The sequence below is a fragment of the Delftia sp. RIT313 genome (assembly GCF_000632165.1).
GTDB lineage: Bacteria > Pseudomonadota > Gammaproteobacteria > Burkholderiales > Burkholderiaceae_C > Comamonas > Comamonas acidovorans.
The window spans coordinates 51,443-66,325 of sequence record NZ_JFYT01000033.1 but is presented as its reverse complement, the minus strand read 5'-3'; the positions used below and the strand labels follow the sequence as shown (position 1 = coordinate 66,325).

The 14,883-nt window shown below is 67.8% G+C and carries 12 protein-coding genes; 9 read left to right on the top strand and 3 right to left on the bottom strand.

The annotated features are described in order from the left end of the window. Positions 1 to 88 precede the first annotated feature (88 nt). The 9 genes from BW39_RS06940 (at position 89) to BW39_RS06900 (ending at position 10,044) form a co-directional block, all read left to right on the top strand. The gene (locus BW39_RS06940) at positions 89 to 949 is read left to right on the top strand and encodes a branched-chain amino acid ABC transporter permease (protein WP_012207821.1); all 861 of its coding nucleotides are present in this window, start codon (positions 89 to 91) and stop codon (positions 947 to 949) included. 5 nt (positions 950 to 954) lie between these two features. Next, the gene (locus BW39_RS06935) at positions 955 to 1,947 is read left to right on the top strand and encodes a branched-chain amino acid ABC transporter permease (protein ID WP_170962116.1); all 993 of its coding nucleotides are present in this window, start codon (positions 955 to 957) and stop codon (positions 1,945 to 1,947) included. Continuing rightward, positions 1,944 to 2,723 carry an ABC transporter ATP-binding protein gene (locus tag BW39_RS06930; RefSeq protein ID WP_043820693.1) on the top strand — a complete coding sequence of 260 codons (780 nt, stop codon included), beginning with the start codon at positions 1,944 to 1,946 and terminating at the stop codon, positions 2,721 to 2,723. The genes BW39_RS06935 and BW39_RS06930 overlap by 4 nt, the downstream gene beginning before the upstream one ends. After that, on the top strand, positions 2,720 to 3,430 hold the full coding sequence (locus tag BW39_RS06925; RefSeq protein ID WP_013804788.1) for an ABC transporter ATP-binding protein: 711 nt from the start codon (positions 2,720 to 2,722) through the stop codon (positions 3,428 to 3,430). Before BW39_RS06930 ends, BW39_RS06925 begins: the two co-directional genes overlap by 4 nt. A gap of 32 nt (positions 3,431 to 3,462) precedes the next feature. Beyond that, positions 3,463 to 4,758 carry a Zn-dependent hydrolase gene (locus tag BW39_RS06920; RefSeq protein WP_043820692.1) on the top strand — a complete coding sequence of 432 codons (1,296 nt, stop codon included), beginning with the start codon at positions 3,463 to 3,465 and terminating at the stop codon, positions 4,756 to 4,758. Further along, complete coding sequence (locus BW39_RS06915) at positions 4,755 to 6,221, top strand: M81 family metallopeptidase (protein ID WP_043820690.1); 1,467 nt, start codon at positions 4,755 to 4,757, stop codon at positions 6,219 to 6,221. The genes BW39_RS06920 and BW39_RS06915 overlap by 4 nt, the downstream gene beginning before the upstream one ends. Positions 6,222 to 6,429: 208 nt before the next feature. Continuing rightward, a complete protein-coding gene (locus tag BW39_RS06910) occupies positions 6,430 to 8,739 on the top strand; it encodes an NADP-dependent malic enzyme (protein ID WP_012207827.1) in 2,310 nt (769 codons plus the stop codon). Positions 8,740 to 9,049: 310 nt separating this feature from the next. Next, positions 9,050 to 9,469, top strand: coding sequence for a ribonuclease domain-containing protein (locus tag BW39_RS06905; RefSeq protein WP_013804791.1), 420 nt, complete (start codon positions 9,050 to 9,052; stop codon positions 9,467 to 9,469). A gap of 149 nt (positions 9,470 to 9,618) precedes the next feature. Further along, on the top strand, positions 9,619 to 10,044 hold the full coding sequence (locus tag BW39_RS06900; RefSeq protein ID WP_013804792.1) for a barstar family protein: 426 nt from the start codon (positions 9,619 to 9,621) through the stop codon (positions 10,042 to 10,044). An 89-nt stretch (positions 10,045 to 10,133) separates the two neighbouring features. Here the strand turns inward: BW39_RS06900 and rsmA are convergent, their stop codons facing one another. The 3 genes from rsmA to BW39_RS06885 all read right to left on the bottom strand — a co-directional run bounded on the left by rsmA (position 10,134) and on the right by BW39_RS06885 (position 14,882). Beyond that, positions 10,134 to 10,901 (bottom strand): 16S rRNA (adenine(1518)-N(6)/adenine(1519)-N(6))-dimethyltransferase RsmA, encoded by a 768-nt coding sequence (gene rsmA, locus BW39_RS06895; RefSeq protein WP_043820687.1) that lies wholly within the window; start codon positions 10,899 to 10,901, stop codon positions 10,134 to 10,136. Between the two features lie 76 nt (positions 10,902 to 10,977). Beyond that, positions 10,978 to 12,405 carry a peptidylprolyl isomerase gene (locus tag BW39_RS06890; RefSeq protein ID WP_043820684.1) on the bottom strand — a complete coding sequence of 476 codons (1,428 nt, stop codon included), beginning with the start codon at positions 12,403 to 12,405 and terminating at the stop codon, positions 10,978 to 10,980. 41 nt (positions 12,406 to 12,446) lie between these two features. Continuing rightward, positions 12,447 to 14,882: an LPS-assembly protein LptD gene (locus BW39_RS06885; protein WP_152547184.1), complete on the bottom strand. Its 2,436-nt coding sequence runs from the start codon at positions 14,880 to 14,882 to the stop codon at positions 12,447 to 12,449. Between the last annotated feature and the right edge of the window lies 1 nt (position 14,883).

Below are 14,883 nucleotides of genomic sequence, written 5' to 3'. Positions count from 1 at the left end.
GCCCCTCGCCTGGGCCTCGCCAGTTTCATGGCGAACCGCGCATCAAGGCCGCCACGGCGCCTCCTTCGTCCATCGTTTCGGACCCTGTATGAGCATCTATCTGCTTCAGACCATCAACGGGATCGGCATAGGCATGCTGTATTTCCTGTTGGCCGTGGGCCTGTCCATCGTTTTCGGCCTGCTGCGTTTCGTGAATTTCGCGCACGGTGCCTTCTACCTGCTGGGCGCCTATTTCTGCTACCAGATGACGCGCTGGGGCATGAGTTTCTGGCTGTCCCTGGTCGTGGTGCCGCTGGCCGTGGGCGCGCTGGGCTGGCTGGTGGAAAAGCTCATGCTGCGCCATGTGTATGCCAAGGCGCATGAGTTCCACATCATCGTCACCGTGGGCCTGGCCCTGGTGGTGCAGGAGCTGGTGATCGTGCAATGGGGCCCGCTGGGCGACAGCGTGGCCGTGCCCGATCTGCTGCAGGGCGTGGTGATGTGGGGCAGCTTCGTCTATCCCAAGTACCGGCTGTTCGTGATCGGCTTCACGGCCGTGCTGGCCGTGCTGCTGTGGTGGCTGCTGGAGGGCACGCGGCTGGGCAGTGCGGTGCGCGCGGGCAGCGAATCGACCGAGATGGTGTCCCTGCTGGGCGTGAACGTGCTGCGCATCTTCAGCCTGGTGTTCGCGCTGGGCGCGGCCACGGCGGCGCTGGCCGGCGTGCTGGCTGCGCCCATACGCGGCGCCGAGCCCTTCATGGGTGTGGAGGCGCTGGGCGTGGCCTTCGTGATCGTGGTCGTGGGCGGGCTGGGCAGCTTCGGCGGCGCCCTGGTCGGCGGCCTGCTGATCGGCATCGTGCAAAGCGTGATGAGCACGCTGTGGCCCGAGGGCGCGCGCCTGATGATCTACGTGGCCATGGCCGCGGTGCTGCTGCTGCGACCCCATGGCCTTCTGGGCCGCAAAGGATGAAGACCATGACCAGGCATTCCCATCTCCTTCTCGCGCTGGCCATCGTGGTGGCCATGCCGCTGTGCATGCAGTCGGGCTCGCTGGCCAGCGAAGTGCTGATCTTCGGCCTTGCGGCCATGGGCTGCAATCTGCTGCTGGGCTACACGGGGCTGCTGTCCTTCGGGCAGGGCATTTTCTTCGGCCTGGGCAGCTACACCATCGCCCTGCTGCTGACGCGCTGGCCCCTGCCCATGCCGCTGGCCCTGCTGGCCGCCACGGCCATGGGCGCCGTGGGCGCGGCCATCGTCGGCTGGGTGGCCATACGCCAGCGCGGCACCTACTTCGTGATGCTCACCCTGGCGTTTGCGCAGATGTTCTATTTTCTGGCCTACTCGGCCACGGACATCACCGGCGGCGACAACGGCCTGCTCGATGTGCCCCGCCCCGCCCTCGCGGTGGCCGGCCAGACGCTGTGGCCGCTGGCCACGCCCTGGCAGTACTACGGCTTTGTGGCCGTGCTCTTTCTGGTGGTGTTCTGGCTGCTGCGCCGCGTCTGCGACTCCATGTTCGGCCGCACCCTGCTGGCCGTGCGTGACAACGAGGAACGCGCCGCCGCCGTGGGCTACGACCTGAGGCTGCTGAAGCTGCAGGCCTTCGTGATCTCGGGCGCGGTCACGGGCCTGGCCGGCGCGCTGCACGCCATGATGACGGGCATCGCCCCGCTGTCCAACGCCGAGTACCACACCAGCGAAATGATCCTGGTGATGACCGTGATCGGCGGCACGGGCAACCTGCTGGCCTCGGTGCTGGGCGCGGCCTTCTATGTGCTGCTGGGCGACTGGCTGTCCACCCTGTGGCCGCGCTGGCTGCTGCTGCTGGGCGTGGTGCTGATGATCGTGAGCCTGGGCCTGCAGCGCGGCCTGTGGGGCCTGGGCGAGAGCCTGTGGGCCCTGGTGCGACGCAAAGGGCCGGCGGATGCCGAGGCGGCCGCTGCAGAAACCAAAGGAGGCCAGGCATGAGCGCCGCAGCATCTCCCATCCTGCTCGAGGCCGTGGGCGTCGAGAAGCGCTATGACAAGTTCGTCGCCCTGGGCGGCGTGGACCTCAAGGTCCGCGCCCACACCGTGCACTCGGTGATCGGCCCCAACGGCGCGGGCAAGACCACGCTGTTCCACATGCTCACGGGCACCAAGAGCGTGAGCGGCGGGCGCATCGTCTTCGACGGCCACGACGTGACGCGCGAGCCCGACCACCGCCGCGTGCGCCGTGGCATGGCACGGTCCTTTCAGGTCACCAGCCTGTTCCTGACCCTGCCCGTGCGCGAGAACCTGCGCCTGGCCGCGCAGGGCGTGGCCCCCGCCAGGGCCCTGGACTGCTGGAACGCGCCCGTGGGCGCGCGCTCCATGGCCGACACCGTGGCCAGCGTGCTGTCGCGCCTGGGCCTGGAGCGCCACGCGGACACGCCGGCCGGCAACCTCTCGCACGGCCAGCAGCGGCGGCTGGAGGTGGGCATGGCCCTGGCCGCACGGCCCAAGGCCATCTTCCTGGACGAGCCGACCTCGGGCATGGGCATCGACGACCTGGACGAGATGAAGCGCCTGATCCAGGGCCTCAGGGACGAGCACACCGTGGTGCTCATCGAGCACAACATGAACATCGTCATGGACATCTCCGACACCATCACCGTCATGCAGCAAGGCCGCGTGCTGGCCGAAGGACTGCCCCACGAGATCCGCGCCGACGAGCGCGTGCGCAGCGCCTATCTGGGCAACATGATCACGGGAGGAAAGGCATGAGCGGTCCCCTGCTTTCGGTCGAGGGCATACACGCCCACTACGGCAAGAGCCATGTGCTGCAGGGCGTGTCGCTGCAGGTGCAGGACGGCGAGCTGGTCACGCTGCTGGGCCGCAACGGCGCGGGCAAGACCACCACGCTCAAGTCCATCGCGGGGGTGATGCAGCCCTCGCAGGGGCAGATCCGCTTCGGCGGTGAACCCGTGCACCGGCTGGCCACACACCAGGTGGCCCAGCGCGGCATCTGCCTGGTGCCAGAGCACCGCGGCATCTTCAAGCTGCTCACGGTGGAGGAGAACCTGCTGCTGGGCCAGCGCAAACGCTCGCCCTGGCAACTGGCCGACATCTACCGCATCTTCCCGCGCCTCAAGGAGCGGCGCGGCAACGGCGGCGGCCAGCTGTCGGGCGGCGAGCAGCAGATGCTGGCCATAGGCCGCGCCCTGATGAACGCGCCGCGCCTGCTCATGCTGGACGAGCCCGTCGAGGGCCTGGCGCCCGTGATCGTGGAGGAGATCGTGGCCCAGCTCAAGACCATCAAGGCCGCTGGCGTGGCGATCTTGCTGGTGGAGCAGAACCTGGAGGTCTGCACCCAGCTGGCCGACCGCCACTACATCATCGAACAGGGTGCGATTGCGCACGAGGCAGGCAATGCCGCTTTCCTGGCCGATGACGCCATCAAGGACCGGTATCTCGGTGTAGGGATCGCCTGATCCACCGCTTTTCGCATTCCCAGGAGTCATTCATGGATCTCAGTACCCCTCTTGCAGCCACCGCCGTTGCGGCCGGGCTGCGCACCGACGGCGCCCGCCTGTGGCAATCGCTGATGGACCTGGCGCGCATAGGCGCCACACCCAAGGGCGGCGTGTGCCGCCTGGCGCTGACGGACCTGGACCGCCAGGGGCGCGATCTCTTCGTGCAGTGGGCGCGCGAGGCCGGCTGCAGCATCCGCGTCGATGCCATCGGCAACATCTTCGCGCGGCGCGCGGGCCTGGATGATGCGCTGCCGCCCGTGATGACGGGCAGCCACATCGACACCCAGCCCACGGGCGGCAAGTTCGACGGCAACTACGGCGTGCTGGCCGGGCTGGAGGTGCTGCGCACGCTCAACGACGGCGGCGTGCGCACGCGTGCCCCGATGGAGGTGGCCGTGTGGACCAACGAGGAAGGCTCGCGCTTCGTGCCCGTGATGATGGGCTCGGGCGTGTTCGTCAATGCCTTCACGCTGGAGCATGCGCTGGCCCAGCGCGATGCCCAGGGCGTGAGCGTGGACGAGGCGCTGCGCGCCATCGGCTATGCCGGGCCGGCCGGCCCGGCGCCTGCGGTGGGCGCGTATTTCGAAGCCCATATCGAGCAGGGCCCGGTGCTGGAAAACCATGAACGCGTGATCGGCGTGGTCAGCGCCGCGCTGGGCCAGCGCTGGTACGACGTCAGCGTGCAGGGCATGGAGGCCCATGCCGGCCCCACACCCATGGAGCTGCGCCACGACGCACTGCTGGCCGCCAGCTGCATCGTGGCCGAGGTCAACCGCATCGCCCTGGACCGCCTGCCGCATGCGCGCGGCACCGTGGGATCGCTGGAGGTGTTTCCCAACTCGCGCAACGTGATCCCGGGCGGCGTCAAGCTCAGCGTGGACCTGCGCGCGCCGGACGACGGCCAGTTGCTGGACATGGATGCCGCACTGCGCGCGGCCTGCGAGCGCATTGCCGCCGCGCGTGGCGTGACCATTGGCGTGGAGCAGGTCGTCTACTTCCCGCCCCAGCCCTTCACGCCGCACCTGGTGGAGGCCGTGCGCACCAATGCCGCCGACCTGGGCTACAGCGCCATGGACGTGGTCAGCGGCGCGGGCCACGATGCCGTCTACCTGGCCCGCGTGGCGCCTGCCGCCATGATCTTCGTGCCCTGCGCCGACGGCATCAGCCACAACGAGATCGAGGACGCCGAGCCCGCCCACCTGGAGGCCGGCTGCAACGTGCTGCTGCGCGCCATGCTGGCGGCCGCGGGCGTGGTGCAGGCAGCGGACGGCGGGGTGCCGGCATGAAGATCCTGATTGCCCGGCTCAACCACGAGACCAATACCTTCTCACCCGTGCCCACGCCCATCGAGGCGTTTGCGCCCACCTATGGCGAGGCCGCCTATTCGGCCAACAAGGGCATGCGCACGGCCATGGCCGCCTTCATCGACCTGGCCGAGGCGGCGGGCGCCACCCTGGTCACGCCCGTGTCGGCCACCTCCAATCCCAGCGGCCCCGTGCATGCGGCCGCCTACGACGAACTCACGCGCCGCATCGTGGCGGCCGCGCCGGGCTGCGATGCCATCTTGCTGGACCTGCACGGCGCCATGGTGGCCGAGAACAGCGCCGACGGCGAAGGCGACCTGCTCGAACGCGTGCGCGCCGCCGCGCCCGGCGTGCCCGTTGGCGTGGCGCTGGACCTGCACGGCAACATCACCGAAAAAATGGTGGGCAATGCCGATGTGATGGTCGGCTTCAAGACCTATCCGCACATCGACATGTACGAGACCGGCGAGCACGCGGGCCGCCTGCTGCTGGACATGCTGGCCGGCCGCGCGCGCTACGCCGTGTGCTGGCACCGCCTGCCCCTGATGAGCCACACGCTGCGCAGCACCACGCTGGACGGTCCCATGCTGGACGCCGTGAACGCAGCGCGCGCCCTGGAAGCGGAGGGCCTGCCCGCGGTCTCGGTGTTCGGCGGCTTCTCGCTGGCCGACATCGCCGCGCCCTGCGTGAGCGTGGTCGCCACCTGTCGCACCGAGGAGCGCGCGGCCACCCAGGCGAGCGTGGACGCGCTGGCCGCCCGGATCTGGCAGCGGCGCGCCGACTTCATCTACCGCAGCGAGCCGCTGGCCGATTCGCTGCGCCGCGCCCAAACCCTGGCCGAAGGCGCCGACCGCCCCGTGCTGCTGCTCGACCACGGCGACAACTGCATGTCCGGCGGCACCTGCGACACCATGGACGTGCTGCAGACCGCGCTGGAGCTGGGCCTGTCAGGCATTGCCGTAGGCCCGCTGTGCGACCCCGAAGCGGTTGCCTCGCTCACGGCGGCGGGCGAAGGCGCCGAGGTGGAGATCGCGCTGGGCAACAAGGTATCGCTCGAAGGCATAGGCCTGCACAAGCAGCCGCTGCGGCTGCGCGGCACGGTGCGCGCCGTCAGCGACGGCGCCTACACGGTCAGCGGCCCCATCTACACGGGCCAGCGCTGCCACATGGGCCGCACGGTCTGCCTGGACACGGGCGCAGCGCAGATCGTGATCACCGAGCAGACGCACGAGCCCTGGGACCTGGGCGTGTTCCACTGCGTGGGCATGGACCCGACGCGCTTTCGCTTCGTGCTGCTCAAGTCGCGCATGTACTGCCGACCCGTCTTCGTGCCGCTGTCCGCCGGCCTGGTCGAGTGCGACAGCCCTGGCGTGACCACCTCGGACTATTCGCGCTTTCCGTTCGCCCGGGTCAGCCGCCCGGTGTTTCCGCTGGACGCCATCTGATGGACGCCATCTGATTGCCCGGCTTTGCGGCGGCGCGCAAGCAAAGACCGCCGCCGCCGCAGGGCATTGGGCAACCAGGCATCACAACAGTTTCACAGCAGGGCCCGGCTATTGCCTGTCGGCCTACAATCGGTTCCCCCCTACCTCGGCCGACGGCACGCGGGCTGATCCGCGCGTGCGTTGGCCATGCCTTCGCTGGAGACGCTTGATGTCCGACAACACGGCCCCGACCCCTTCCGATAAACGTGCCCAGCTGCGCCGTGCCGCACTCGAATACCACGAGTTTCCCAAGCCCGGCAAGCTGACCATCGTGCCGACCAAGCCCATGGCCAACCAGCATGACCTGGCCCTGGCCTACTCGCCCGGCGTGGCAGCGCCCTGCGAAGAGATCGTCAAGGACCCGGCCGCCGCCTTCAAGTACACGGCGCGCGGCAACCTGGTGGCCGTGATCTCCAACGGCACCGCCGTGCTGGGCCTGGGCGACATCGGCGCCCTGGCCTCCAAGCCGGTGATGGAAGGCAAGGCCGTCCTGTTCAAGAAGTTCGCGGGCGTGGACGTCTTCGACATCGAGATCAACGAGAAGGATCCGCAAAAGCTGGTCGATGTGATCGCCGCGCTGGAGCCCACCTTCGGCGCCATCAACCTGGAAGACATCAAGGCACCCGAGTGCTTCTTCGTGGAGCGCGAACTGCGCCGCCGCCTGAAGATCCCCGTCTTCCACGATGACCAGCACGGCACGGCCATCACCGTGGCAGCGGCCATGGTCAACGCGCTCAAGGTGGCCGGCAAGAAGATCGAGGAGGTCCGTCTCGTGGCCTCGGGCGCGGGCGCCGCTGCCCTGGCCTGCCTGAACCTGCTGCTCAAAGTCGGCCTGCGCCGCGAGAACGTGTTCGTCACCGACCTGGCCGGCGTGGTCTACGAGGGCCGCACCGAGCTGATGGACGAGGACAAGGCCCAGTTCGCGCGCGCCACCGAGCTGCGCACGCTGGGCCAGGTCATCGAAGGCGCCGACGTCTTCCTGGGCCTGTCCGCTGGCGGCGTGCTCAAGCAGGACATGGTGGTCAAGATGGCCGCGCGTCCGGTGATCTTCGCGCTGGCCAACCCCAACCCCGAGATCATTCCCGAAGACGTGAAGGCCGTGCGCAGCGACGCCATCATCGCCACGGGCCGCTCGGACTACCCCAACCAGGTCAACAACGTCCTGTGCTTCCCGTACATCTTCCGCGGTGCCCTGGACTGCGGTGCGACCACCATCACCACCGAGATGGAAATCGCCACCGTCCACGCCATCGCCGAGCTGGCCCAGGCCGAGCAGAGCGAGGAAGTGGCGGCCGCCTACGTGGGCGAGCAACTGACTTTCGGCCCTGAGTACCTGATCCCCAAGCCCTTCGATCCGCGCCTGATGATGAAGATCGCATCGGCCGTGGCACAGGCTGCCGCCGAGTGCGGCGTGGCCCAGCGTCCGATCCAGGACATGGATGCCTACCGCGCCCACCTGCAGACCTTCGTCTACGCCTCGGGCACCATGATGAAGCCGCTGTTCGCCGCGGCCAAGAAGGCCGCCAAGAAGCGCGTGGCCTACGCCGAGGGCGAGGAAGAGCGCATCCTGCGCGCCACGCAGATCGTGGTGGACGAGCGCATTGCGCGCCCCACGCTGATCGGCCGCCCGGCCATCATTGCCCAGCGCATCGAGAAATTCGGCCTGCGCCTGAAGGAAGGCACGGACTACGACGTGGTCAACGTCGAGCACGACGAGCGCTACCGCGACTTCTGGCAGACCTACCACCGCATGACCGAGCGCAAGGGCATCACCGTGCCCATCGCCCGGATCGAGATGCGCCGCCGCCTGACCCTGATCGGCTCCATGCTGCTGCACAAGGGCGAAGTCGATGGCCTGATCACCGGCACCTGGGGCCAGACATCGCACCACCTGCAGTATGTGGACCAGGTGATCGGCCGCCGCGCCGGCGTGCAGACCTATGCCTGCATGAACGGCCTGCTGCTGCCCGACCGCCAGGTCTTCCTGGTGGACACCCACGTCAACTACGACCCCACGGCCGAGCAGCTGGCCGAGATCACCATCATGGCCGCCGAGGAAATGATGCGTTTCGGCGTCAAGCCCAAGGCCGCCCTGCTGTCGCACTCCAACTACGGCTCCAGCAACCAGCCCAGCGCCGTCAAGATGCGCCAGACCCTGGAGCTGCTGCGCGAGCAGGCCCCGTGGCTGGAAGTGGACGGCGAGATGCACGGCGACGTGGCCCTGGACGGCAAGGCCCGCGCCCAGCTCATGCCCAACAGCACGCTGCTGGGCAACGCCAACCTGCTGGTCATGCCCAACATCGACGCGGCCAACATCAGCTACAACCTGCTCAAGCAGGCCGCTGGCGGCGGCATTGCCATCGGCCCAGTGCTGCTGGGCGCCGCCCGTCCCGTGCACATCCTCACGCCGAGCACGACGGTGCGCCGCATCGTCAACATGACGGCGCTGACGGTGGCGGACGCTAACGCTAACCGGTAAGCACCCCCTGAGCGGCTTCGCCGCTTCCCCCTCTCTCGCTTCGCGGGAGGGGGACGACACCCTCGCTGCGGGGCGGCCCTTGCTCGGTGTCCCTCGTTTTGGCCGCGCGCGCTTTTTTTGACAACGGGCGGCATCTGCATTGAATAGCAGGCAACTCAGGCGCAGAGTTGCCTTCTCACTGTTCAATCCCCAGACATTTCCTTGGTCAAGCTGCCTGTTTTTTGGGCAGAACTTGCATTTTGAGGGGTGTTCCGTCACACTAGCGGGTCGAGATTTCAGGGCTTCCCTGGATTTCTGAAAGGTGTAGTTGATGCTGAAGGCAGCCGCCGCCAAGGCGTACCAGTCCGGTCTAGCGCTCATCGTCGGGGCCGCCTTTGTGCTGTCGCCCTCGCTCGCTGATGCGCGCCGCTCGGCGCCCGAGAGCGTGGAGACGACAGCGGCCGTGGCCACCGTCGCCCTGTCCGAGTTGCCGCGCGAAGGCCGTTCCACGTATACGCTGATCCTGCGCGGCGGGCCTTTTGCCCACGACAAGGACGGCACGGTGTTCGGCAACCGCGAGCGCATCCTGCCGCGCCAGTCGCGCGGCTATTACCGTGAGTACACGGTGCGCACGCCCGGTTCGCGTGACCGTGGAGCCCGCCGCATCGTCTGCGGCGGAGAGCCCCAGCAGCCCGATGCCTGCTACTACACCAGCGACCACTACAGCAGCTTTCGCAAGATCATCGAATGACCTCGACCCAGTCTCTACAGCCAGTTCGACCCTCCGTGTCCGACGCAGTGCGCTGGCAGGGGTCTGCATTTCATCCACAGCCCAGGGATGCCGAAGGCCATGAGCCCGTCCCCGCAGGCCACATCCACGTTAGAGAAAGAGCCACGGAGATGGATGCACCACTTCGTAAGATCCCCGACACCCCTTTGCGGAACGTGCGCGCCAACATCGTGCAGTCGATCCGCGCCTACAGGGTGGAGGATCTGCAACAGGCGGCCGAGACGCTGGGGTGCCATTTTCTGTATGCCAACCTGGCCCATGCGCAGACCAAGGCCGATATCCTGGAACTGCTGGCCACGCAGTTCTTCTTCCCTGCGCATTTCGGCAAGAACTTCGACGCGCTCTACGACTGCCTGACCGACCCCATCCACAAGGCCGGCCCGCAGCCGGGCTTTGTGCTCGTGCTCGACCAGATCCCGACCACGCCCAAGTTCGACAAGGAAGTGCGCGAGCAGCTGCTGGACAGCTTCCGCGACGCGGCCGAGTACTGGGCCGAGCGCAAGATTCCGTTCCGCTGCTTCTACTCGTTCCTGTAAGCGCAGGACATTGATTGCCCAGAGCCCACAGCGCCCAATCGGGCGCTGTAGGCTCTGTCGGCGCTGCAGTCGCTGGGTGCCGCCTGTGCCTAGGCGCGCGTGAACCGGGCGGCGAGTGCCTCGTATTCGGACACCGGCACTTCCTCGGCGCGGCGCTGCAGGTCGAATTCCCCGTCAAAGCCCTTGGCTTCCAGCCAGCGCCCCAGCGTGTTGCGCAGGATCTTGCGCCGCTGGCTGAAGGCCACCTGCACCATCTCCTCCAGCAGCTTCGCGTCCAGGACCGCCGGCGACTCGCGCGGGACCATGCGCACGACGGCGCTGTCCACCTTGGGCGGCGGATTGAAGCTCTCGGGCGGCACATACAGCACGCTCTCCATCGCATAGCGCCACTGCAGCATGACCGTCAGCCGCCCATAGGCGGCCGTGGAGGGCGACGCCACCATGCGGTCGATGACCTCCTTTTGCAGCATGAAATGCTGGTCCTCGACCACGTCCACCTGCTCGAGCAGGTGAAAGAGGATGGGGCTGGAGATGTTGTAGGGCAGGTTGCCCGCAATGCGCAGCTTGGGCACGCCCAGGCGCGCGGCAATGGCACGGAAGTCCACCTTGAGCACGTCGGACTCGACCACGTCGAGCTGCTCGTGCAGGCGCAGGCGCACGGCCAGGTCGCGGTCCAGCTCGATCACGGTGAGCCGGCCCAGGCGTTCGACCAGGGGCTGGGTCAGGGCCATCAGGCCCGGCCCGATCTCGACCATGAACTGGCCCGGCCGGGGGTCGATGGCGCTCACGATGCCGTCGATGATGCCGTCATCGGTCAGGAAGTTCTGGCCGAAGCGTTTGCGAGGAATGTGTTTCATAGAAAAAGCAAGGCGGTGCGCCATGGCACCGCCTTCCATTGTGGACTGCCGCAGCCGCAGCTGTTCGGGGGGTGTCTTATTGCGGTGGCTCGCGGTACTCGACGTAGGCGCGGCCACGCAGCTCCTGGAGCCAGGTCTGGTAGTCGGTTTCGAGCTTGCGCTCGCGCACCACGTTGCGCACCATGTCGCGCTGCTCGCGCGGCGTCAGCGCAGCCTGGCGGCGCTCGATGAGCTGGATCAGGTGCACACCGAAGCGCGAGACCAGGGGGTCGCTGACCTGGCCGGGCTGCAGCGCATTGAGCACCTGCTCGAACTCGGGCACGAACTGGCCGGGCGAGGCCCAGCCCAGGTCGCCGCCGTTGCGCGCGCTGCCGTCCTGCGAGAACTCGCGGGCCAGCGATTCGAAGCTGGCCTGGCCGCTGTCCACGCGGCGCTTGTAGTCGGCCAGGCGCTTGGCGGCATCGGCCTCGGTCATCTGGTCGCCAATGCGCAGCAGGATGTGGCGCGCATGGTTTTGCGTGACCACGGACGGCATGCCGGCCTGCGACTTCTCCAGCACCTTGAGCACGTGAAAGCCCGCACCCGAACGGAAGGGGCCGACGATGCCGCCCTGCGCCGTCTGGCCCACGGCCTTGGTGAACAGCTCGGGATAGCGGTCCAGCGGGCGCATGCCCATGGCGCCGCCGCCCTGGCCGTCGGGCACATCGGAGAACTCCTTGACCACGGCCAGGAAGTCGCCTTGCGTGCGGGCGGCCTCGGCGGCCTGCTTGGCGCGGGCCTCGCGCTCGGCCACTTCGGCGGAGCTGGCGTTCTCGGGCACGGAAATCAGGATGTGGCCCAGGTTCACGGCGGCCGGTGCCTTGTCGGCACCGCCGCTGCGCTGCTCAGCCAGGTAGCGATCGATGTCGGCATCGGTGACGCGCACGCGGCCGTCCACATCGCGCTCGCGCAGACGTTGCAGCGTGATCTGGCGGCGCAGCTCTTCGCGGAACTGCTTTTCGTTCACGCCTTCGGCCCGCAGGCGGGACTGCAGGCCAGCCTTGTCCAGGCCGTTTTGCCGCGCCACATTGGTCAGCGCCTGGTCCACGGCGTAGTCATCCACGCGCAGGCCCGTGTCCTTGGCTTCCTGCAGCTGGGCCTTTTCGACGATCAGGCGCTCCAGCACCTCGCGGGCCAGCAGCGCCTCGGGCGGCATCTGGCCGCCCTGCTCGGCAATGTTCTGCGCCACGCGCGCCATGCGGGCACGCACTTCGTTGTTGGTCACCGGCTCGGAGTTGACCACGGCGACGATGTAATCGGCCGAGCGCACGCCTGCCTTGGCGCCGCGATCGCGCGACGAGGGCAGGTTGGTGGCGTCCAGCGCACGCGAGACGGAGGCATCGCCGGCCTGGGGCGCCCTGGACTGGCCCGGAACACGCAGGCCTTGCGCCTGGGCTGTGGTGGCCAGCAAGGCCAGCGCCACAGCGGCAGCTGCGCAGCAATGGGTCTGGGAAAGAAAACGCATGGGAGAGATGCCTTGCAAAAAGCGTGTTTGGAGCGTTGGCTCTAATCGTAGTTGGTGAAGCGGCTGGGAGGCGTCACGGACTCGCGCAGGTACTGGTAGCGCGGCACATTCTGCTTGAGGCTGCGCTGCGGGTCTGCACCCAGGCTCAGCCGCGAGAAGCCGACGAACTCGATCTGGAACAGCAGCCGGGTATTGGACTGGGTGATGGAGCTTTGCAGGCGCTCCAGCACCACGCGGCCAATCCAGCAGCAGCCGTCGTACTCCAGCCCGACCACGGTATCGACGAGCTTGCGGTCCTTCAGGCTGTAGTTCAGCCGGCCCACCGTGTACCAGCGCCCGCCGCCCTGGCCACGGCCGGCGCCCAGGTCGCGCCCCTTGTCGCCCCACAGGTCGTTGATGGGCCATTGCCAGCCCACATCGACCAGCTTGCTGGCGTCGGTACGCGCCACGGTGTCGTACTGGGTACGGTAGGCCACGTTCACCGTGCGGTAGGAGCTGGGGCTGTAGCGCGCACCAAAGGTGGTACGCACCGAGCGGTTGAGGTCTCGGTTGTACTGGGTCGTGCCTTCGGTGGACCAGGCGTCGGTCCAGTTGATGGCCGCGCCCAGCAGCACGTCGGACAGGCGGCTGGTGGCCGGCACCTCGCCGGGCAGGATGACCTTCTGGTCGGAGAAACGCACGCGCTGCGCAATGCCGAAGCGCGCCTTTTCCGCACCCGTGGTCCCGTCGATCAGGCGCGTGGTCGCACCCAGGGTCAGCAGGTGGTTGTCGGCAATGCGGTCCTGGCCGTTGTAGTCGTTCTCGGAGTAGATGCTCGCGAAGTTGAAGTCGTTGCGCGCCGTGTCATACAGCGGCAGAAAGCTCTGGTCGCGGTAGGGCGTGTAGGTGTAGAAGGCGCGCGGCTCGAAGGTCTGCAGCAGCTGGCGGCCGAACAGCGTGGTGTCGCGCTCGAACACCAGCCCGCTGTCCACGCTGACCGTGGGCAGCGTGCGCGAGGCATTGCGGCTGCCGTTGCTCATCAGGCTGTCCACCTGATAGTTGCTGGTGTGCAACTGGATCCTGGGCGTGATGAAGGCGCCCGGCGACAGGAAGGGGCGGCTCACCTGGGCCAGCATGTAGCTGCGCTGGCCGTTGTTGTAGGTCATGCCGGCCAGGGGCTTGTCGATCTCGAAGCGCGTGGTGTCGGCCACAAAGCTGAAGTCCAGGCCGTGCGGCAGGTCCAGCGGCGTGTAGCGCCATTGCAGCTGCGGCTTCATGCCGTAGGGCGGGGCAATGGGCGCCGATGCATCCTGCATGGTCTGCCAGTACAGGGTGCGCAGGGTCAGCACATTGTCACCACGTGCCCAGGACAGGTTCACATCGTTGGGCAGCAGGCGCTCGCGCAGCGATTTCGCGGCCAGCGGGAAGTCACGCCAGTAGTTGTCGTCGCTGACGCGGTTGAGGTTCATGTTCAACCCCAGGCCACCGATGGGCGAGTCGATGACGCCCCGGTGCTGCAGCGAGTAGGCCCAGCGGTCCCGGTCGCGCTGGCGGTCGCCGGGCATGTAGGCCGCATAGGCCTCGCCCGAATAGGTCGGCTCCAGGTAGCGGAACTGGGCGCCCAGGTTGACGCCGCGCTTGCTCATGACCGAGGGATACAGGGTCATGTCGCGGTTGGGCGCAAGGTTCCAGTAGTAGGGCTGCGTGTATTCGATGCCGCTGAGCTTGTCCAGGCCCATGGTGGGAGGCAGCAGGCCCGACTTGCGCTTGTCCGACAGCGGAAAGCTCATGCGCGGCACGGGCAGCACGGTCACGCCCTTGAACTGCAGGGCCGCGCCCTCGGCCACGCCCACTTCCTCGGCCATATCGATGTGCAGGGTCCGGGCGCGCAGCATCCAGGCCGGCTCCCAGCTGGCCTCGTCATCGCGCTGGCAGGTGGTGTAGGTGGCGTCGTGGACCACGGCATGGTCGCGGTCGATGAAGTCCACGCGCGAGGATTTGCCGTAGGCGCCATTGGCCAGGAAGCGATATCCGGCGTTGTCGAAAAAGCCCTTGAAGGCATCGACCTCCAGGTCCAGCTGCGAGCCCTCGTAGACATTGCCGGCCTGGTTGATGTGCACTGCGCCCGAGGCATTGACGCGGTCGTCGGGCACCTGGTATTCGAGCCGGTCGGCGCGGATCATGGTGTCGCCACGGCGCAGTTCGGCATTGCCCTCGACCACCGAGTTGATGTCCGGCTGGCCGCTGAGCGCGTCACCGCGCACATAGACGGGCTGCTGGGAGCGCACCGCCTCGGGATAGGTTTCCTGCATCAGCGTGCTGGGGCGCAGCGGGCGGACTTGCTGCAGCCGGCCTTCGTCGGCTGCAGCGGGCTGGGCCTGGGCCATCGTGGAGCCACCGGCCCATGCGAGAGCCACAAGCCAGGCCAGCGGGCGTACAGCGGGGCGCGCGGGCGCGCGGGCAGCCAGCGGATCGGGGAGCGGCGGTCGGAGGTACACG

Excerpts from the sequence above, each read along its gene's own strand:
- BW39_RS06940 (WP_012207821.1), top strand. The coding sequence starts at position 89 with ATGAGCATCTATCTGCTTCAGACCATCAACGGGATCGGCATAGGCATG.
- BW39_RS06935 (WP_170962116.1), top strand. The coding sequence starts at position 955 with ATGACCAGGCATTCCCATCTCCTTCTCGCGCTGGCCATCGTGGTGGCC.
- BW39_RS06930 (WP_043820693.1), top strand. The coding sequence starts at position 1,944 with ATGAGCGCCGCAGCATCTCCCATCCTGCTCGAGGCCGTGGGCGTCGAG.
- BW39_RS06925 (WP_013804788.1), top strand. The coding sequence starts at position 2,720 with ATGAGCGGTCCCCTGCTTTCGGTCGAGGGCATACACGCCCACTACGGC.
- BW39_RS06920 (WP_043820692.1), top strand. The coding sequence starts at position 3,463 with ATGGATCTCAGTACCCCTCTTGCAGCCACCGCCGTTGCGGCCGGGCTG.
- BW39_RS06915 (WP_043820690.1), top strand. The coding sequence starts at position 4,755 with ATGAAGATCCTGATTGCCCGGCTCAACCACGAGACCAATACCTTCTCA.
- BW39_RS06910 (WP_012207827.1), top strand. The coding sequence starts at position 6,430 with ATGTCCGACAACACGGCCCCGACCCCTTCCGATAAACGTGCCCAGCTG.
- BW39_RS06905 (WP_013804791.1), top strand. The coding sequence starts at position 9,050 with ATGCTGAAGGCAGCCGCCGCCAAGGCGTACCAGTCCGGTCTAGCGCTC.
- BW39_RS06900 (WP_013804792.1), top strand. The coding sequence starts at position 9,619 with ATGGATGCACCACTTCGTAAGATCCCCGACACCCCTTTGCGGAACGTG.
- rsmA (WP_043820687.1), bottom strand. The coding sequence starts at position 10,901 with ATGAAACACATTCCTCGCAAACGCTTCGGCCAGAACTTCCTGACCGAT.
- BW39_RS06890 (WP_043820684.1), bottom strand. The coding sequence starts at position 12,405 with ATGCGTTTTCTTTCCCAGACCCATTGCTGCGCAGCTGCCGCTGTGGCG.